Annotated in this window: 16 protein-coding genes; 5 read left to right on the forward strand and 11 right to left on the reverse strand. The window is 63.1% G+C overall.

Going from position 1 to position 14,597, the window contains the following annotated elements; translation table 11 throughout:
• Window positions 1-41: 41 nt before the first annotated feature.
• Together B0E50_RS01490 and B0E50_RS18110 are read right to left on the reverse strand one after the other, a co-directional pair.
• A complete protein-coding gene (locus tag B0E50_RS01490; protein ID WP_077439321.1) occupies window positions 42-1,442 on the reverse strand; it encodes a Do family serine endopeptidase in 1,401 nt (466 codons plus the stop codon).
• 319 nt (window positions 1,443-1,761) lie between these two features.
• Window positions 1,762-1,920 (reverse strand): hypothetical protein, encoded by a 159-nt coding sequence (locus B0E50_RS18110; protein WP_168170768.1) that lies wholly within the window; start codon window positions 1,918-1,920, stop codon window positions 1,762-1,764.
• Between B0E50_RS18110 and B0E50_RS01495 the strand changes: the two genes are divergently transcribed.
• The 3 genes from B0E50_RS01495 to B0E50_RS01505 all read left to right on the forward strand — a co-directional run bounded on the left by B0E50_RS01495 (window position 1,919) and on the right by B0E50_RS01505 (window position 5,611).
• On the forward strand, window positions 1,919-4,045 hold the full coding sequence (locus B0E50_RS01495; protein WP_077439322.1) for an adenosylcobalamin-dependent ribonucleoside-diphosphate reductase: 2,127 nt from the start codon (window positions 1,919-1,921) through the stop codon (window positions 4,043-4,045). The genes B0E50_RS18110 and B0E50_RS01495 overlap by 2 nt on opposite strands.
• A gap of 94 nt (window positions 4,046-4,139) precedes the next feature.
• The gene (locus B0E50_RS01500) at window positions 4,140-4,772 is read left to right on the forward strand and encodes a hypothetical protein (protein ID WP_077439323.1); all 633 of its coding nucleotides are present in this window, start codon (window positions 4,140-4,142) and stop codon (window positions 4,770-4,772) included.
• A gap of 98 nt (window positions 4,773-4,870) precedes the next feature.
• Window positions 4,871-5,611: an NrdJb gene (locus B0E50_RS01505; RefSeq protein WP_077439324.1), complete on the forward strand. Its 741-nt coding sequence runs from the start codon at window positions 4,871-4,873 to the stop codon at window positions 5,609-5,611.
• A 919-nt stretch (window positions 5,612-6,530) separates the two neighbouring features.
• On the opposite strand, the gene B0E50_RS01515 is transcribed toward B0E50_RS01505, so the two are convergent.
• The 9 genes from B0E50_RS01515 to B0E50_RS01555 form a co-directional block, all read right to left on the reverse strand.
• The gene (locus B0E50_RS01515) at window positions 6,531-7,166 is read right to left on the reverse strand and encodes a hypothetical protein (RefSeq protein ID WP_077439326.1); all 636 of its coding nucleotides are present in this window, start codon (window positions 7,164-7,166) and stop codon (window positions 6,531-6,533) included.
• Window positions 7,163-7,498, reverse strand: a complete 336-nt coding sequence (locus B0E50_RS01520) for an antibiotic biosynthesis monooxygenase (protein WP_077439529.1) — start codon at window positions 7,496-7,498, stop codon at window positions 7,163-7,165. Before B0E50_RS01520 ends, B0E50_RS01515 begins: the two co-directional genes overlap by 4 nt.
• Before the next feature lie 67 nt (window positions 7,499-7,565).
• Complete coding sequence (locus B0E50_RS01525; RefSeq protein WP_077439327.1) at window positions 7,566-7,901, reverse strand: hypothetical protein; 336 nt, start codon at window positions 7,899-7,901, stop codon at window positions 7,566-7,568.
• A 238-nt stretch (window positions 7,902-8,139) separates the two neighbouring features.
• Window positions 8,140-8,388, reverse strand: coding sequence for a hypothetical protein (locus B0E50_RS01530; RefSeq protein ID WP_077439328.1), 249 nt, complete (start codon window positions 8,386-8,388; stop codon window positions 8,140-8,142).
• Between the two features lie 64 nt (window positions 8,389-8,452).
• Window positions 8,453-9,814: an aminotransferase class V-fold PLP-dependent enzyme gene (locus tag B0E50_RS01535; RefSeq protein WP_168170770.1), complete on the reverse strand. Its 1,362-nt coding sequence runs from the start codon at window positions 9,812-9,814 to the stop codon at window positions 8,453-8,455.
• Between the two features lie 8 nt (window positions 9,815-9,822).
• The gene (locus B0E50_RS01540; protein ID WP_139350707.1) at window positions 9,823-10,434 is read right to left on the reverse strand and encodes a rhodanese-like domain-containing protein; all 612 of its coding nucleotides are present in this window, start codon (window positions 10,432-10,434) and stop codon (window positions 9,823-9,825) included.
• Entirely contained in the window at window positions 10,404-10,943 is a 540-nt protein-coding gene (locus tag B0E50_RS01545) for a YeeE/YedE thiosulfate transporter family protein (RefSeq protein WP_077439331.1), read from the reverse strand. Before B0E50_RS01545 ends, B0E50_RS01540 begins: the two co-directional genes overlap by 31 nt.
• Complete coding sequence (locus B0E50_RS01550; protein ID WP_077439332.1) at window positions 10,940-11,449, reverse strand: YeeE/YedE thiosulfate transporter family protein; 510 nt, start codon at window positions 11,447-11,449, stop codon at window positions 10,940-10,942. The genes B0E50_RS01545 and B0E50_RS01550 overlap by 4 nt, the downstream gene beginning before the upstream one ends.
• 2 nt (window positions 11,450-11,451) lie before the next feature.
• Window positions 11,452-12,363: a rhodanese-like domain-containing protein gene (locus B0E50_RS01555; RefSeq protein ID WP_077439333.1), complete on the reverse strand. Its 912-nt coding sequence runs from the start codon at window positions 12,361-12,363 to the stop codon at window positions 11,452-11,454.
• A gap of 153 nt (window positions 12,364-12,516) precedes the next feature.
• Between B0E50_RS01555 and B0E50_RS01560 the strand changes: the two genes are divergently transcribed.
• On the forward strand, window positions 12,517-13,716 hold the full coding sequence (locus B0E50_RS01560; RefSeq protein ID WP_168170771.1) for a histidine kinase: 1,200 nt from the start codon (window positions 12,517-12,519) through the stop codon (window positions 13,714-13,716).
• Complete coding sequence (locus B0E50_RS01565) at window positions 13,713-14,465, forward strand: LytTR family DNA-binding domain-containing protein (RefSeq protein WP_077439335.1); 753 nt, start codon at window positions 13,713-13,715, stop codon at window positions 14,463-14,465. Before B0E50_RS01560 ends, B0E50_RS01565 begins: the two co-directional genes overlap by 4 nt.
• Window positions 14,466-14,597 lie beyond the last annotated feature (132 nt).

The following is a 14,597-nucleotide window of genomic DNA, read 5'->3' on the forward strand; positions in this document are numbered from 1 at the left end:
GGCGCGATTTGCGCCTCTGCCACGGATCGGCGATTTCCCATTCAGTTGATCAACACGTAATGACTGCCGTTGTCGTCTGCCACCACCAGCGCCAGCTGACGCAGGTGCACCTTGGCCAGGCCGCGCAGCATGTTCAGGCTGGTGATGCGCTGGTTGCCGATGCCAATCAGCAGGTCGCCGGCACTCAGGCCGGCACGTGCAGCCCGGCTGCCCGGCTGCACCGCGCTGATCGCCACGCCAAACATACCTTGGGCGCGCTGGTCGTCGCTGAGGTCGCTGAAGCGCACGCCGGCCAGGCGCGCATCGAGCTGGCCACCTTCGACGCTGGCCAGCTTGAGCGGACTCAGGCTGACGCCGAGCTGGTGGCTCTGGCCGTCGCGCAATACGCCCAGCTGTACCGTGCTGCCCAGCGGCAGCAGGCCCTCGGCATTGCGCAGCTCCTGAACGCTGCGCAGCGGTTTGCCATTGAGCGTGGTCAGCACGTCGCCGGGTTGCAGGCCGGCCTGCTCGGCGGCGGAGCCGGCACTGACGCTGGTTACCACCACGCCGTTGCTGTCCTTCAGTTTGAGCAGCTGGGCAATCCGCGGCGTAATCGCCTGCGTCTGCACGCCAAAGCTGCCGCGCTGCACCTTGCCGTGCGCCACCAGTTGCGCCATCACCTCGCCGGTGATGGCGGTGGGGATCGCGAAGCCGATGCCGACGTTACCGCCCGAAGGCGAAAGGATCATCGTGTTGATGCCGACCAGCTCGCCGCGCAGGTTCACCAGCGCACCGCCGGAATTGCCGGGATTGATCGAGGCGTCGGTCTGGATGAAGTTCTGGTAGCCGGTACTGTCCGAATCCGAGCTACCCAGCCCCGATCGGCCCAGTGCGGAGACGATGCCGGAGGTCACCGTCTGGCCGAGCCCGAACGGGTCGCCCACCGCGACCACATAGTCGCCCACGCGAAGTTTGGTCGAGTCGGCCAGTGGCAGCGCCTGCAGGTTCTGCGCGGGGATCTGCACCACCGCCACGTCGGTCGCCGGATCGGTGCCGATCAACTTCGCCTTGAAGTTGCGTCCGTCCTGCAGGGTCACCGTGATGTCGTCGGCGCTGCCGACCACATGGTTGTTGGTCAGCACGTAGCCCTTGGCCGCGTCCACGATCACGCCCGAGCCGAGGCTCTGTTCGGTGCGCTCCTGCGGCGTGTCGGGCAGGCCGAACAGCTGGCGCAGTACCGGGTCGCTAAAATACGGATTGCTGACCGCCACCCGCGTCTTCGTCGAGATGTTCACCACCGCTGGCGTCACGCGTTCCAGCATCGGTGCCAGCGACGGCATTGGCTGGCCATCGACGGCTGCCGGCAGCGCGGCGGCGGAGCTGGTGCCCGGCACGAGGCCGATGACGATGGCGGCCAGCAGGCCGGTCAGCCAGTGCGAAAGGCGGGGAAGGCGGGGCGACATGGAATCCTCCTTGGGGACAGGGCGATGGTTTCAGGGTGATGCAGGCTGCTGATTCGACCTGGCGGCGGCTTGCCGGTTCCATCCGGCCAGCCGCGGGCGCGGCGTCAGTTTTCGTTGGCGTTTGCCGTGCCTGGCACTTTACATCCGACGGCAGCAGGGTTAACTTTCCTACCCGATCACAACCACAACATCTTGTGGCTGGGTGCTGACGCTGTAACAAGTGCTGGTGCTGACTAGCGTACTCTTGAGGGGGAGTCGTTGTCGTCGGAAAGTAGCTGGCGCATGGGCCGGAGGGCAATCTTCCGTGGCCTGTCGACAGTCACAGATGCGGCGTAACAACGCCGTCGATCAAATAAATATAAGCAACGGGCGCCGCGAGGCCGCACCGGGAGGTCAGGAAGCCGATGAGCACAGTGCGTGCGCCAGTCACAAATTCAGCCCCAGGCTCAAACCAGAACCCAGTCCAGAACGCCAGCATGAGTCGTGATGCCGCCGTGGAAATTCCGCTGCAACCCGCGTCCTGGGATATCTGGGACAAGAAATACCGCCTCAAGGCGAAGTCCGGCGAGCCCGTCGATGGCAGCATCGACGAGACCTACCAGCGCGTGGCGCGTGCCTTGTCCGACGTGGAAGCGAGCGACGAGTTGCGTGGCCACTGGTACGAGCGCTTCCTGTGGGCGCTGCGCCGCGGTGCGATCCCCGCCGGCCGCATCACCTCCAACGCCGGCGCGCTGGCGCACAAGCCGGCCACCTCCACGATCAACTGCACCGTCTCCGGCACCATCCGCGATTCGATGGACGACATCCTGGAGAAAGTGCACGAGGCCGGCCTCACGCTGAAGGCCGGCTGCGGCATCGGCTACGAATTCTCCACGCTGCGTCCGCGTGGCGCGTACGTGTCGGGCGCCGGTGCGTACACCAGCGGCCCGCTGTCGTTCATGGATATCTACGACAAGATGTGTTTCACGGTGTCGTCCGCTGGCGGCCGCCGCGGCGCGCAGATGGGCACGTTCGACATCAGCCATCCGGACGCCAAGGAATTCATCCGCGCCAAGCGCGAGGATGGCCGCCTGCGCCAGTTCAACCTGTCGCTGCTGATCACCGACGGCTTCATGGAAGCGGTCGAGCACGACCAGGACTGGCCGCTGGTGTTCCCGGTACACGTCAAGGAGAAGGACGAGGTCGACCTGACCGATTCCGCGAAGGTGGTCTGGCGCGAATGGCCGACCCACGAGAACTACGTCGACCGCGAGGACGGCCTGGTCGCCTGCAAGATCTACAGCCACATCCGCGCGCGGCACCTGTGGGACATGATCATGGTCTCGACGTATGACTACGCCGAGCCTGGTTTCATCCTGATCGACAAGGTCAACGAGATGAACAACAACTGGTGGTGCGAGCACATCCGCGCCACCAATCCGTGTGGTGAACAGCCCTTGCCCCCTTACGGGTCGTGCCTGCTCGGCTCGATCAACCTGACCACTTTCGTGCGTGACCCGTTCGGCCCCAAGGCGCGTTTCGACTGGGACGAGTACCGCGAAGTGGTGAAGGTGTTCACCCGCATGCTCGACAACGTGGTCGAGATCAACGGCCTGCCGCTGGAACAGCAGCGCCACGAGATCATGTCCAAGCGCCGCCATGGCATGGGCTTCCTCGGCCTCGGCTCCACCGTGACCATGCTCAAGATGCGTTACGGCAGCGCCGACGCGGTGAGCTTCACCGAGGACGTCTCGCGCGAGATGGCCGTGGCCGGCTGGGAAATGGCGCTGGATCTGGCCAAGGAGAAGGGTGCGGCGCCGATCCTGCTGCGCGACTTCACCGTCACCGGCGACATGCTGCGCAAGCGCCCGGAAATGGTTGCCGACGGTTACAAGGTCGGCGACAGCATCCCCGGTCGCGTGCTGCACGCCAAGTACAGCCGCTACATGCAGCGCATCGCCACGGTGGCGCCGAACCTGGTGGCCGAACTGGCCGAGACCGGCGCGCGCTTCACCCACCACAGCTCGATCGCGCCGACGGGCACAATCTCGCTGTCGCTGGCCAACAACGCCAGCAACGGCATCGAGCCGAGCTTCGCGCACAGCTATTCGCGCAACGTGATCCGCGAGGGCAAGAAGTCGAAGGAGAAGGTCGAGGTGCTCAGCTACGAGCTGCTCGCCTACCGCGCGCTGATCAATGCCGACGCCAAGGCGTTCACCGACGAGGCGGCCAACAAGCTGCCGGACTACTTCGTGGCCGCCGACGACATCAGCCCGAAGCAGCACGTCGATATCCAGGCCGCCTCGCAGTTGTGGATCGATTCATCGATCTCCAAGACCGCCAACGTGCCCACCGATTACCCCTACGAAGACTTCAAGGACATCTATTTCTACGCCTACAAGCAGGGCCTGAAAGGGTGCACCACGTTCCGCTTCAACCCCGCCGCATTCCAGGGCGTGCTGGTCAAGGAATCCGACCTGGAAAATACCCTCTACCGCTTCGAGCTGGAGGACGGTAGTGTTGTCGAACTGAAAGGCAACGAGCAGGTGGAGTACGACGGCGAAATGCATTCCGCCGCCAACCTCTTCGATGCCTTGAAGGAAGGGTATTACGGCAAGTTCTAGGAACGCGTACACCCGCAGGGTCTCGGCAAGTTTTGAAACGTCGCCCGTCTCGGGCGTGTGACATTCAAGAAATCCATCGGAGGGGAACACCAGCATGTCCATCGATAACGAAATTGAAGTGAGCAGCACACCGGTTGTCACCGAAGCGCCAGCCGTCGCCCTGCCGGTTCTGCCGGACGTGGCACCGGTGGCTGCTGCGCCTGCGCCGGCGAAGAAAAAGCCGGCGGTCAAGAAGAAGGCTGCGCCGAAGAAGGCTGCAGCAAAGAAAGCAGCACCGAAGAAAGCCGCTGCCAAGAAGGCTGCACCGAAGAAGGCGGCTGCCAAGAAAACCGCCAAGAAGGCTGCCAAGAAAGTAGCGAAGAAAGCTGCCAAGAAGACTGCCAAGAAGGCTCCGGCCAAGAAGGTCGCGAAGAAGGCCGTCAAGAAAGTTGCCAAGAAAGCCTCCGCCGCGAAGAAAGCGGTGAAGAAGGTGGCAAAGAAAGTCGCCAAGGTGGCCAAGAAGAAGGTCGCCAAGGTCGCAAAGAAGGTCAGCAGCAAAAAGTCGGCCAGCAAGAAGAAGGCCGCACCGAAGAAGGCGGCAGCGAAGAAGTCCGCCGGCACCAGGAAAGGTGCAAGCAAGAAGGCCGTCGCCAAGACGGCCAAGAGGTCCACTGCCAGCAAGAAGGTAGTCAAGGCGGCAAAGAAGAAAGTCGTCGCCAGGAAAAAGACTGCCGCAAAAAAGAAGTAAGCACCACTGCATCCGGCCCGGCCTTGCGCCGGGCCGGATGATCCATGCACCAGGCCGTGTCCATTCCGGCACCAACACTAAAAAAAGAAGCGAACCGCATGGCAATCAAGATCGAAAAGAAGATCACCGGCTACAACGTGGTCAAACCCGAAGACAAGGTTGCCGCCCCCACGGTCACAGCCATCGCGCCGAAAGAGCCGCCGAAGGCCGAAGTGATCCAGATGCACGAAAGCGTGGAGCGTCCCGAGACCCTGGTCGGCTCCACCTTCAAGGTCAAGTCGCCGCTGTTCGAGCACGCGCTGTACGTCACCATCAACGACATCGTGCTCAACGCCGGCACCGCGCACGAACAGCGCCGTCCGTTCGAGGTTTTCATCAACTCGAAGAACATGGACCACTTCCAGTGGATCGTGGCGCTCACCCGCATCCTGTCCGCCGTGTTCCGCAAGGGCGGCGACGTCACCTTCATCGTGGAAGAGCTCAAGGCCGTGTTCGATCCGCGCGGCGGCTACTTCAAGGCCGGCGGCGTGTACATGCCCAGCATCGTCGCCGAGATCGGCGCGGTGATCGAGCAGCACATGAAGAACATCGGCATGATCCACGACCCGGAAATGGACGCCGCCACGCGCCAGCTGATCGCCGACAAGCGCGCTGCCTACGAGGCGGCCGGGGCAAAAAAAAACTCTGACGTAGCCGCGGCATCCGGCAGCAAGGGCGAGATCAACGACTCCGGCTTCCCGCCTGGCGCCACGCTGTGCGTGAAGTGCAATACGCAGGCGCTGGTGCTGATGGATGGGTGTCAGACGTGCTTGAATTGCGGGTATTCGAAGTGCGGGTGATTCGTCAGAGGTCCAGATCGGTGCAGTCAGCCCGCCGGGAACGCCGTTCGGGGTTCTCCTACGAAGGCAAACAATACTAGATGCACGTCGCAGGCTACATAATGGTGCACTTCACCTTCAAGCTTGTGCCACTGTGACCTTCCGAGAACCACAACTTGCGACGACTCTTGCCGCCCGCAAGAGCATTGGTGCGTTCTACACCCGTAACGATGTCACTACGGTGCTGTGCGGTTGGGCAATTAGAGCGGCTACGGACAAAGTTCTCGAGCCTTCCTTTGGGGGGTGTGGGTTCCTCGATGCGTCGCTTGAGACATTGGCTGCGCTGGGGTGTGAGCAACCTGAAGAGAACGTTTTCGGTTGCGACATATCAGATGATGCTTTTATCCATCTTCGAGAACGGTTGCCTGGAACCCGTGAGGGTCTGCGATTTGCTAAAGCGGACTTCCTTACGCTGAGTTCTGCCGCGCTCGGCGGAAGGGAATTCGACGCAGTCGTCGGCAATCCGCCGTACATCTCTCATGAAAAGCTCTCAAGTACCCAGCGTGTTTCTGTTCGCGACTGGCAAAATGCTCAGTCGTTCAAGCTGACCGGTCGCCCCAGCTTGTGGGTTCACTTTGTCTTGCACAGCGCGAGTTTTTTACGAGACGGTGGCAGGATGGCTTGGGTGCTTCCCGGGAGGCGAAGCGCTTGGGCTGCGTGTCGAGTTTGACTGGGATCGAGACTTCACGGAAGGTTTGAATCTCGTCGATGTCTTCAGTCGAATCGAGCGCTTTGACCGTTCAGGCCAAGAAGACGGAACCACGCTGCGGATCAAGGATCTGAGGGACCCATGGTCTGATGCCTCGCTGCAGAGAGTATGGCGCTCCGTACTTCTTCTGCAGCCACCGTACCGCATTGAGGATAAAGAAAGAGATCAGTCTCAGGCGCGCGATCCGGGCTTTAAGGTTTCTATCAACGGTGCTTCATATGATCGAAACAACGAACTATTCTCGATTGAGAAAAGTTTTCTTTCGTACGCGATAGGTACTACCCGCACCGTCAGTACCAACGGTCCGCTGCTCGCCATGCCCGGCGGCAGCGCGAAGTAGCGTGGGTAGTGGTAACCATGGGCGGTTGGGGTCGCCCCTGAAAAATCCCCGACGCCCCCAAGCAGCCTGCCGTTGGCGTAGATCTGGTAAGAGCTGTCCACCGCCCACGGGCCGAGCAGCGCCAACCGCTCGCCCGCCGGCGGTATCACCGCGAACCGCAGGTGATACCAGGCATAACCGTGATAACCGGGATGTCCCTTCGCGTTCCAACCCGAGGTATAGGGCGTGATCCCCACGTCCCCATCGTTCGCGCCCGGGGGCGCCGTGAGATCCACGCTCTCCCAGCCTGAATCATCGAAGCCTGGATCCGCCCAGCTCGGATCATCGCCGGTGTGAAACTTCCAGGGGCCGTTGAGCGTGAGGGTCTCATGGCCGAGGGTCACCGGCGTGGCATCAGTGATGGCAGCTACCCTTGGCGACCACGACAGCCAAAACAGCGGCAGCGCGCAGAGAATCGTCCACTTCATGCACCACCTCGGTGCCTCGCGACGGAATCTTCGATGGCCGCCACAACGAAATGCTGAACCAGCGGCTCAAACTCCGACAAGTAATCTTGATCTTCAGGGTAGTACTTGGCCTTGAGCAGCTCATCGCCAGCGAAAGCACGAATGCTCTCCACCGACTCCCAGTGCGTCACGGTCAGAAAGTGCGTGACCTCAGCCTCGTCTCGCCGAAGTACGGCAACACTTAGATTGCCAGGAACCGAGCGGTAGTCTGGAACAGCCCGCTGCTCAAGGAAGCTCGTATAGGCGTCGGCCTTTGAGCGTGGTGTGACCCCGTGCCATATGCGGCAGATCATGGGACTCTCCAATGCTGTCTAGCGCTGGTATCAAGCGGTGCCGGAGGCATCCGCCTCGAATGAATGATTAGATGGCACCGGGCGACAAGTCCACTGAATCAAACTCGGCAAACATTTGCTGCGCCTCCGCCAGATTGGCGAGCGGCACATAATCACAAGCCGCACCAAACTCATCCCAGAGGGCTTGGACGGCCGCATTGGCGTGCGCCTGATGGATTGCGTCAGCCGACCGCCATTCAAATACCTCGACGATGGTCCCGTCTGCAGCACGCATGGCATAGGGTGCGCGATCACTAACCAACTGCTCAGACCGGAGCACCGCCACATGTTTCTTGACCGCGGCCAGCAACGCCTCATCCATGCCGGGTTTGGGTTTGTACGCGACGATCACAAAACGGCCCATGTGCGATCTCCTGTCTTGTGCCGCCCGACTATCCAAAATACGAGTCCGTGGGTGGTTATACATCCCCAATCACGTTTGGAAGTCCCAGCGTAACGTACTGATCCGAATGCTAGCCAGCTAGCTGGGTCAGAGCCCGTCAGCGCACCTTGGCCACAGCCGTTGGCCAGCTTGGCCAAGGGCGGCAGTCGATAGGTCGCTTTCGGCTAGTTAGGGATATTCGCTGCGCTCAATGCGATGCCTAAAGGCAGACATTCGTTGGCCAGCACTGGCGACCTGGATCGTCGTGAACGAATGGAGTCCGTTGCTTCGCAACGTCGATCGATCCGAGTCGGTCGGCATCGCGTGCAGCTTTGTTATTCCATGGAATGATCATCGCATTGATGCAGGTGAGGTGCATGATGTGTTCGCTGCGCATGGCGAGCGATGTCGTGAAGCCGGTTAGCCTTGGGTCGTCGACATTCAAAGTGTCGATCGCCAACAGCGACATCTCTTCAGCAGGCCTGCGAATCGCTGAGGTTCGATCCGTGACACGGGTTACCGCCGCGCCGAACCTATTCGCCGCAGGCAGCGATCAATGCCACGGCACGCTCGATGTCGTTGTACGTCGTGGGGGCGCTGACGGACAAGCGCAGCGCACCCACGGTGGCGGCACGCCCCGCGCAGCTCCGGAACGCCTCGATGCTGAAGCGGCCCTCGAGTTGGTCGAAGCAACGTTCCACTCCCAAGGCATCGAATCCGAATGCCTTTTCGGCCGCCCCGGGATTGCAGAAGCAACCACCCCGAATGGCGACGCCATGCTCGCGCGCCAGCTGTTCGACATGCTCGTAGGGCAGCACGCAACCGTCGTTCTGCACTACATTGAAGGCGACGATACCGCCTCGCTGCTCCATATCCCGAGGGCCATACAGACGCACCAGCGGTGCGCCATTACGGTGTCGCAGTGTCGTTGCCAGTGTCAGGAAATGCTGCGTCAGGGACTGGATATGGGCACGCAAGCACGGGCGCGGCATGCGGGCGAGAAAGGCGAATCCGGATTCGATGGCGGCGAGATCGAGAAAGTTGGGAGTTCCGTCCTCGAATCCCTCGTGGCCCGTCCTGAGGGCATGCCGTCCATGCGCAACGGACACGAACTCCACGGTTCCGCCCGAAAACCACGGCCTCCGAAGGCGGGTCAGGGCCGACTTTTTCGCGATCAATGCTCCGACACCGGTCGGCAAGCCGAATAGCTTGTAGAACGAACACACGACGAAGTCCGCGGAATGCTCCCTCAGACTGAGCGCGCCGCATGGGCCGGCCGCCGCCGCATCGACCAGGACATCGCATCCAAGCGCCTTGGCTTCTTCGATGAGCGACAGGTCGTGAAGCACTCCGGAAAAGTTGGACTGCTGCGGGAAGGCGAACAGGCCACCGCCGTGTCGCTCGACGCTTGCCCGCAGGCTCGCCGATCCGCGATAGAGCCGAAGTTCCGTATCCAGCGGCAGCACGCTCACGGGCGCCTGTGCGCGCCGGGCAAACTCCCGAATGCCGTTGACGGAATTGTGGTTGTCGGCCGAGAGAATGAGTCCGCGCCGCAGCGAAAATCGGTAGCTCTCGGCGACGAGCTTGATGGCTGCCGTCGCGTTGGCGGTGAAGCAGACATCGTGGACGTCCGGATCGGCATCGAAGAAGGCGAGCGTTGCGGCACGGGCGACCGCCTGCGCGGCGGCGCTATGGCGGGACGCCAGATGCTCCGAGTGGGGATTGCCGAAAATCCCGTGCGCCAGCCGGTCACCCTGCGCTCGTGCCTGCGAGGCGCCGTACAACGCGCTCGCCGCGTAATCGAGATAGGCGATGCCGGCGGTATCGAGACGCGCGAATTCGCTGGCGCGAAGAGCGGCGAAGTCGAACGTATCGGCCGCATCGGTAGGTTCCATGGCAGGCGCTAGCATCCGCGCCTCCGCAAATTGCGTCCGGTCTGCGTCACGCCCGCAACCTCACCATCCTGTTTTCCCCCGATCCGGGGGGAGCCACCAAAGTAGTGGCTCAATTCCGCGATCCGTGCACGTTCCGCCGGAGAACCGTTCACCGGCAACAACGGACTCAGAACCTCCTCGCGCCAGTCGGCAAGACCACCCGGCACGAACACCGCCTGGGTCACGCCGAGCGAGCGCAACATGACCCAGGCCTGGCCGGCATGCGCTCCTTCCTGCGAGTAAAGGACGATGGTCTGGTCGGGCGCAAAGCGCGACCTCACCAACTGGTCGATCGGCAAGTTCTCCGCCGTCGGAATGGCGTCGTCGTGGAACTCGGCAGGCGAGCGCACGTCGATGACGCGAAGTCCCGGTCGGCGATCGCGTATCCACTCGGCAAGCTGGCGTGCGCTGACATGGTCGGAGCCCTCGTCGATCGCTCGGGCGATCGAATCCAGATCAAGCCCCCGCTGCTGCGTGCGGGAGGGGCTGCCTGCGAAAGGCGCCACCAGGCCCAACGCAAGCGCACCGATGCCCAACCCTTGCACAAGTCTCATCGTGCGGCCTCCCGCTTCGCGATCCACGCCAACATCGAAACGGCGACTACCGTGACCAGCGCGATCACGACCCCGTAAGGCAGGCCCGTGAGGCGCTGGAGTGTCAACGGGCCGTGTGGCGTCGAGCGGTAGAAAGCTTCGATCGCGGGAAAGGCCAGGCCGACAAGCAGCACGCCAGCGAACAGCCCGAGCATCGTCGCGGCGCCTTCGATGCGGCCGCTGGCCAGCGCCACGCAGGAGGTGCCCGGACACAGGCCGCTGAGCACGAAGCCGAGCCCGAAGACCAGGCCGCCGACGAGTTGCGGCAGCAGATACGTTTCGGGCACGTAGAACGCAGCGGGATCAAACATGCCCAGTCGCCCGCCCCAGAAGACACCGAGCATGGCGGTCAGCATCGCGCTCAGCATCACCTTGAGGACGGTGAAGTCCCGCAGGTAGAACTGGCCGGCGAGCTTCGGCGGATCGCCCAAGCCGGCGCATTCCAGTGCCCATCCGAACGCCACGCCGATACCTCCCGCGATCAGCAGATCGTTCATGGCCAGAGCCTGCGCACGAGCGGCGCGGCGAGGAAGCCGGCGAGGAACAGTGCCACCATGAAGACCCAGGCGCCGACGCTCAGCAGCGCACCGCCACTCAATGCGAGGCCGCTGGTGCAGCCTCGCGCCAGTGCGGCCCCGACGCCCATCAACATGCCGCCTGCGACGCCGGCGAAGAGCCTGCCGCCGGATGGATGGGCGGCGCGGACGAACGTCAGCCGTGTTCGACCTGCCAGAGCCGCCGATGCGGCGGCGCCGACCAGCACGCCCATGATTTCGACGACAAGCCAGGCGGTCCACGGCGAACCGTCCTGGAGATAGCTCCGGAAGTAGGCGCTGTGCACGGCAGTTTCCGGCGAGATTGCGCCGATGACGCCACTTGCCACGCTTGCGAAAGCGCCCGATGCTCCCAGCCCCTGCCCGGTCAGCGCGAAGCAGGCGAGCAGCACCAGGCCCAGGCACACGCCGGTCGCATGGGGTTCGGTATAGCGACGGAGTGGGCGCATCGTCAGAGCTCGACCGGCAGATCGCGCATAGTCCAGTCTTCGAATGAGCCGTCGTACAGCACGGCATCGATCCCCACGGCACGCGCCGCGAACAGCACCGCCGTCGCCTGCTGACCGATGTGGCAGTAGGCGATCACCCGATCGCCCGGCTTGACGCCAGCCTTGCGGAACAAGGCCAGCAGTTCGCCCGGCTGCTTCAGGGTCAGGTCGTCATTGGTGATGCTGGTGAAGGGCAGGTTGTGTGCACCGGGAATATGCCCGCGGCGGGGGTGGCCATCCGCGCCGCTCTCTTCGACGCCGTCGTAGTACATCGCGGCACGCGCGTCGATGAGCGTGTAACCCGGTTGCCCGACGTGCGCGCGCACGAACGTGGCATCGACGATGGTTGGCTGAAGGTTGAAGGGCGCCAGGGTTCCCGGGTGCATGGCTGCGGTGGCCTGGTCGGTCAGGGCGCGGCCCTCGCGGTGCCACTTCGGCATGCCGCCGTCGAGCAGGTCGGCATGCGCTCCCAGTCCGGCCGATTGCAGCGTGAACCACACCCGTGTCGCCACGGAGACTTGATCGTTTCCGAAGTACACCACGACGCGGGAGCCGTCGGAGATGCCGAGGCCCTGCAGTCGCTGGCGCAATTCCGGCGCCGTCGGCATTTCCAGTGAAAGCTCGCCCGACGTGGCGGCGACGTCGGCAAGCCGGACGAAGCGCGCGCCGGGAATGTGCGCGGACTTGTACTGCGACTCTTCGCCGACCTGCAGCAGCACGAGGTTCGGGTCGTGCAGGTGACTTGCCAGCCACGCCGTGGATACCCATGGCTCGGCTTGCGCTGTGGCTTGCGCGTGCGCGCGGTACGGCATGGTCGTCGATCCGACGAGGATCGCAAACGCAACGGCCGCCTTCGCCAGAATCCTGATCTGCATGGTCTCTCCCGATGTCGTGTGTGCGACAGATATAGGGCACGCAGGAGAGCGACGGGATGGGCATGCGACGGAACCGGTCGGCGATGCGATGAAACGGTCCAGGCGCGGATGGTTCGTGTGCGCGACTGCGTGTGCTTTGCTAACGTGTCATGCATGAATTTGCCCAACGACGACTTGCATGCCCGACTGCCACGAAGCGTGCTGTCGGATCTCGGCGGCTGGACGCTTTACCAGAATTTCCGCACCTTCACGTGGCCCTGGTTGCTGCGCCGGGGAATCGTGTTCTGGCCGTTGGCGGTCCTTGCCGGTTGCACGTATGCCACCTGGCATGCGTCGGGCATGGATGCATGGGGCGACTGGCCGGGGCTTGCGCTCCGGGCTTGCGTCGCGTCGCTGATCGCAGTCTCGGCCGGCCCCTTGCTCGCCACATTGATTCGGCATTGGCGTCTGCCGCTCGTCGTGGAGCGCGCGCTGGTGCTTCTGGCGATCCTGTTCGGGCTCTGGATCGGGATCATCGCCCTGGACTGGGCGGGCACCTATCACGCGCATCTCATGCAGGCCTATGCCGGGCGCCCCATGGGACCCAACCTGCTCGGCCAGGCCGTTTCGAACTTTCTCGCCGCGACCATCAACGCGTCCCTCTTTGTACTGATCGTCGCGGGTGGAGGCTTCGCAGCCATCTACTATCTCGGCGAACAGCGACGCGTTGCCCAGTACGCAGCCAGTCGCCAGATCGAAAGCCTGCGCGCGGAACGGAATGCAGCCGACATGCGACTGGCCATCCTGCAGGCGCAGGTCGAACCGCATTTTCTCTTCAATACGCTGGCGTCGGTGCGTTCACTGATCGCCAGCGAACCCGAGCGCGCGGCGAGAACCATCGACACGCTTGCGACGTATCTGCGCGTCGCGTTGCCGCGCATCCGTACCACAGGCATCGAGGAAGCCACGCTCGGTCGCCAGATCGATCTCTGCCTGGGCTATCTTGAGATCATGAATGTCCGTACGGCCGGCCGCATCGAGGTTCGCGTCGATGCAAGCGACGAGGTCCGGGCGCTGCCGTTCCCTCCCTTGATCCTGCTGACACTGGTGGAGAACGCGATGACCCACGGCATCGAGCCGAAACCCGGCCCCGGCATGATCGCGATCATCGCCGGTACCGCGGATGGATGCCTGAGCGTGAGCGTCGAGGACGATGGCCAGGGATTGCAGCCCGGCACCACGCCTGGCCTGGGCCTCGCGAATGTTCGCGCCCAGCTCCGCGATCGTTTCGGAACAAGCGCGCGCTTCGACATCGCATCACGCGCCGGAGGCGGGGTGAGCGCATGCATCCACATTCCGCTTACGTTCCCATGACCACACCCATCACGGCCCTTATCGCCGAAGACGAGGAGCCGCAGCGAACGGAGCTGCGCGGCATGCTGGCAACCCTGTGGCCGGAACTGATCGTCGTCGCGGAATGCGAGGATGGCATCAGCGCGCTCGATGCGTGGTCATCGAAGAAACCGGACATTGCCTTCCTCGACATCCGCATGCCGGGACTGGGCGGCCTCGAGGTGGCGCGGCAGGCCGCAAGTCCAGCCCAGGTCGTCTTCATCACCGCGCATGACGAATTCGCGGTGAAGGCCTTTGACGCCGGCGCCATCGACTACCTGCTGAAACCGATCCGCACCGATCGCCTCACCGAAACGGTGGCACGTTTGCGCAGCCGCCAGCCCGCCACGCAAGTCGATCTGACGGCATTGATCGACAGCCTCGCCGGCCGGTTGACGCGAGCGGAGACGATCACCTGGATTACCGCCAGCATCGGCGATACCGTCCGGATGATACCCATCGAAGACGTCGTTTTTTTCCAGTCCGAGGAAAAGTACACCCGCGTAGCCACCGCCGCCGATGCCGCATTCATCCGGACGCCGCTGAAGGATCTGATGCTCAAGCTCGACCCGGAAGTCTTCTGGAGGATCCACCGCAATGCCATCGTTCGCGTGTCGGCGATCCGGCAGGTCAGGCCGGATGGAGATGGTCGCTTGCTGGTCTGGCTCCATGGCGTTGCCGAGCCGCTTCGCGTGAGCGACGCGTTCCGCCATCGTTTCCGTGCCATGTGATGAGGCGTGCAGGGCAAAGATCGCCTGAAGCGACCGTTTGCCAATCTCGCGATGACCTGGGCATTACGCACATGCCAGCCATGTTCTTTGACGTGCTTTTGGTCGTTGTCGCAAGTCTTTTTTTGGCTGGTG

Source organism: Rhodanobacter sp. C01 (genome assembly GCF_002001045.1).
GTDB lineage: Bacteria > Pseudomonadota > Gammaproteobacteria > Xanthomonadales > Rhodanobacteraceae > Rhodanobacter.

Coding starts and splice junctions, on each gene's coding strand:
- B0E50_RS01490 (WP_077439321.1), bottom strand. CDS start 1,442: ATGTCGCCCCGCCTTCCCCGCCTTTCGCACTGGCTGACCGGCCTGCTG.
- B0E50_RS01495 (WP_077439322.1), top strand. CDS start 1,919: ATGAGTCGTGATGCCGCCGTGGAAATTCCGCTGCAACCCGCGTCCTGG.
- B0E50_RS18110 (WP_168170768.1), bottom strand. CDS start 1,920: ATGCTGGCGTTCTGGACTGGGTTCTGGTTTGAGCCTGGGGCTGAATTT.
- B0E50_RS01500 (WP_077439323.1), top strand. CDS start 4,140: ATGTCCATCGATAACGAAATTGAAGTGAGCAGCACACCGGTTGTCACC.
- B0E50_RS01505 (WP_077439324.1), top strand. CDS start 4,871: ATGGCAATCAAGATCGAAAAGAAGATCACCGGCTACAACGTGGTCAAA.
- B0E50_RS01515 (WP_077439326.1), bottom strand. CDS start 7,166: ATGAAGTGGACGATTCTCTGCGCGCTGCCGCTGTTTTGGCTGTCGTGG.
- B0E50_RS01520 (WP_077439529.1), bottom strand. CDS start 7,498: ATGATCTGCCGCATATGGCACGGGGTCACACCACGCTCAAAGGCCGAC.
- B0E50_RS01525 (WP_077439327.1), bottom strand. CDS start 7,901: ATGGGCCGTTTTGTGATCGTCGCGTACAAACCCAAACCCGGCATGGAT.
- B0E50_RS01530 (WP_077439328.1), bottom strand. CDS start 8,388: ATGTCGCTGTTGGCGATCGACACTTTGAATGTCGACGACCCAAGGCTA.
- B0E50_RS01535 (WP_168170770.1), bottom strand. CDS start 9,814: ATGGAACCTACCGATGCGGCCGATACGTTCGACTTCGCCGCTCTTCGC.
- B0E50_RS01545 (WP_077439331.1), bottom strand. CDS start 10,943: ATGAACGATCTGCTGATCGCGGGAGGTATCGGCGTGGCGTTCGGATGG.
- B0E50_RS01550 (WP_077439332.1), bottom strand. CDS start 11,449: ATGCGCCCACTCCGTCGCTATACCGAACCCCATGCGACCGGCGTGTGC.
- B0E50_RS01555 (WP_077439333.1), bottom strand. CDS start 12,363: ATGCAGATCAGGATTCTGGCGAAGGCGGCCGTTGCGTTTGCGATCCTC.
- B0E50_RS01560 (WP_168170771.1), top strand. CDS start 12,517: ATGAATTTGCCCAACGACGACTTGCATGCCCGACTGCCACGAAGCGTG.
- B0E50_RS01565 (WP_077439335.1), top strand. CDS start 13,713: ATGACCACACCCATCACGGCCCTTATCGCCGAAGACGAGGAGCCGCAG.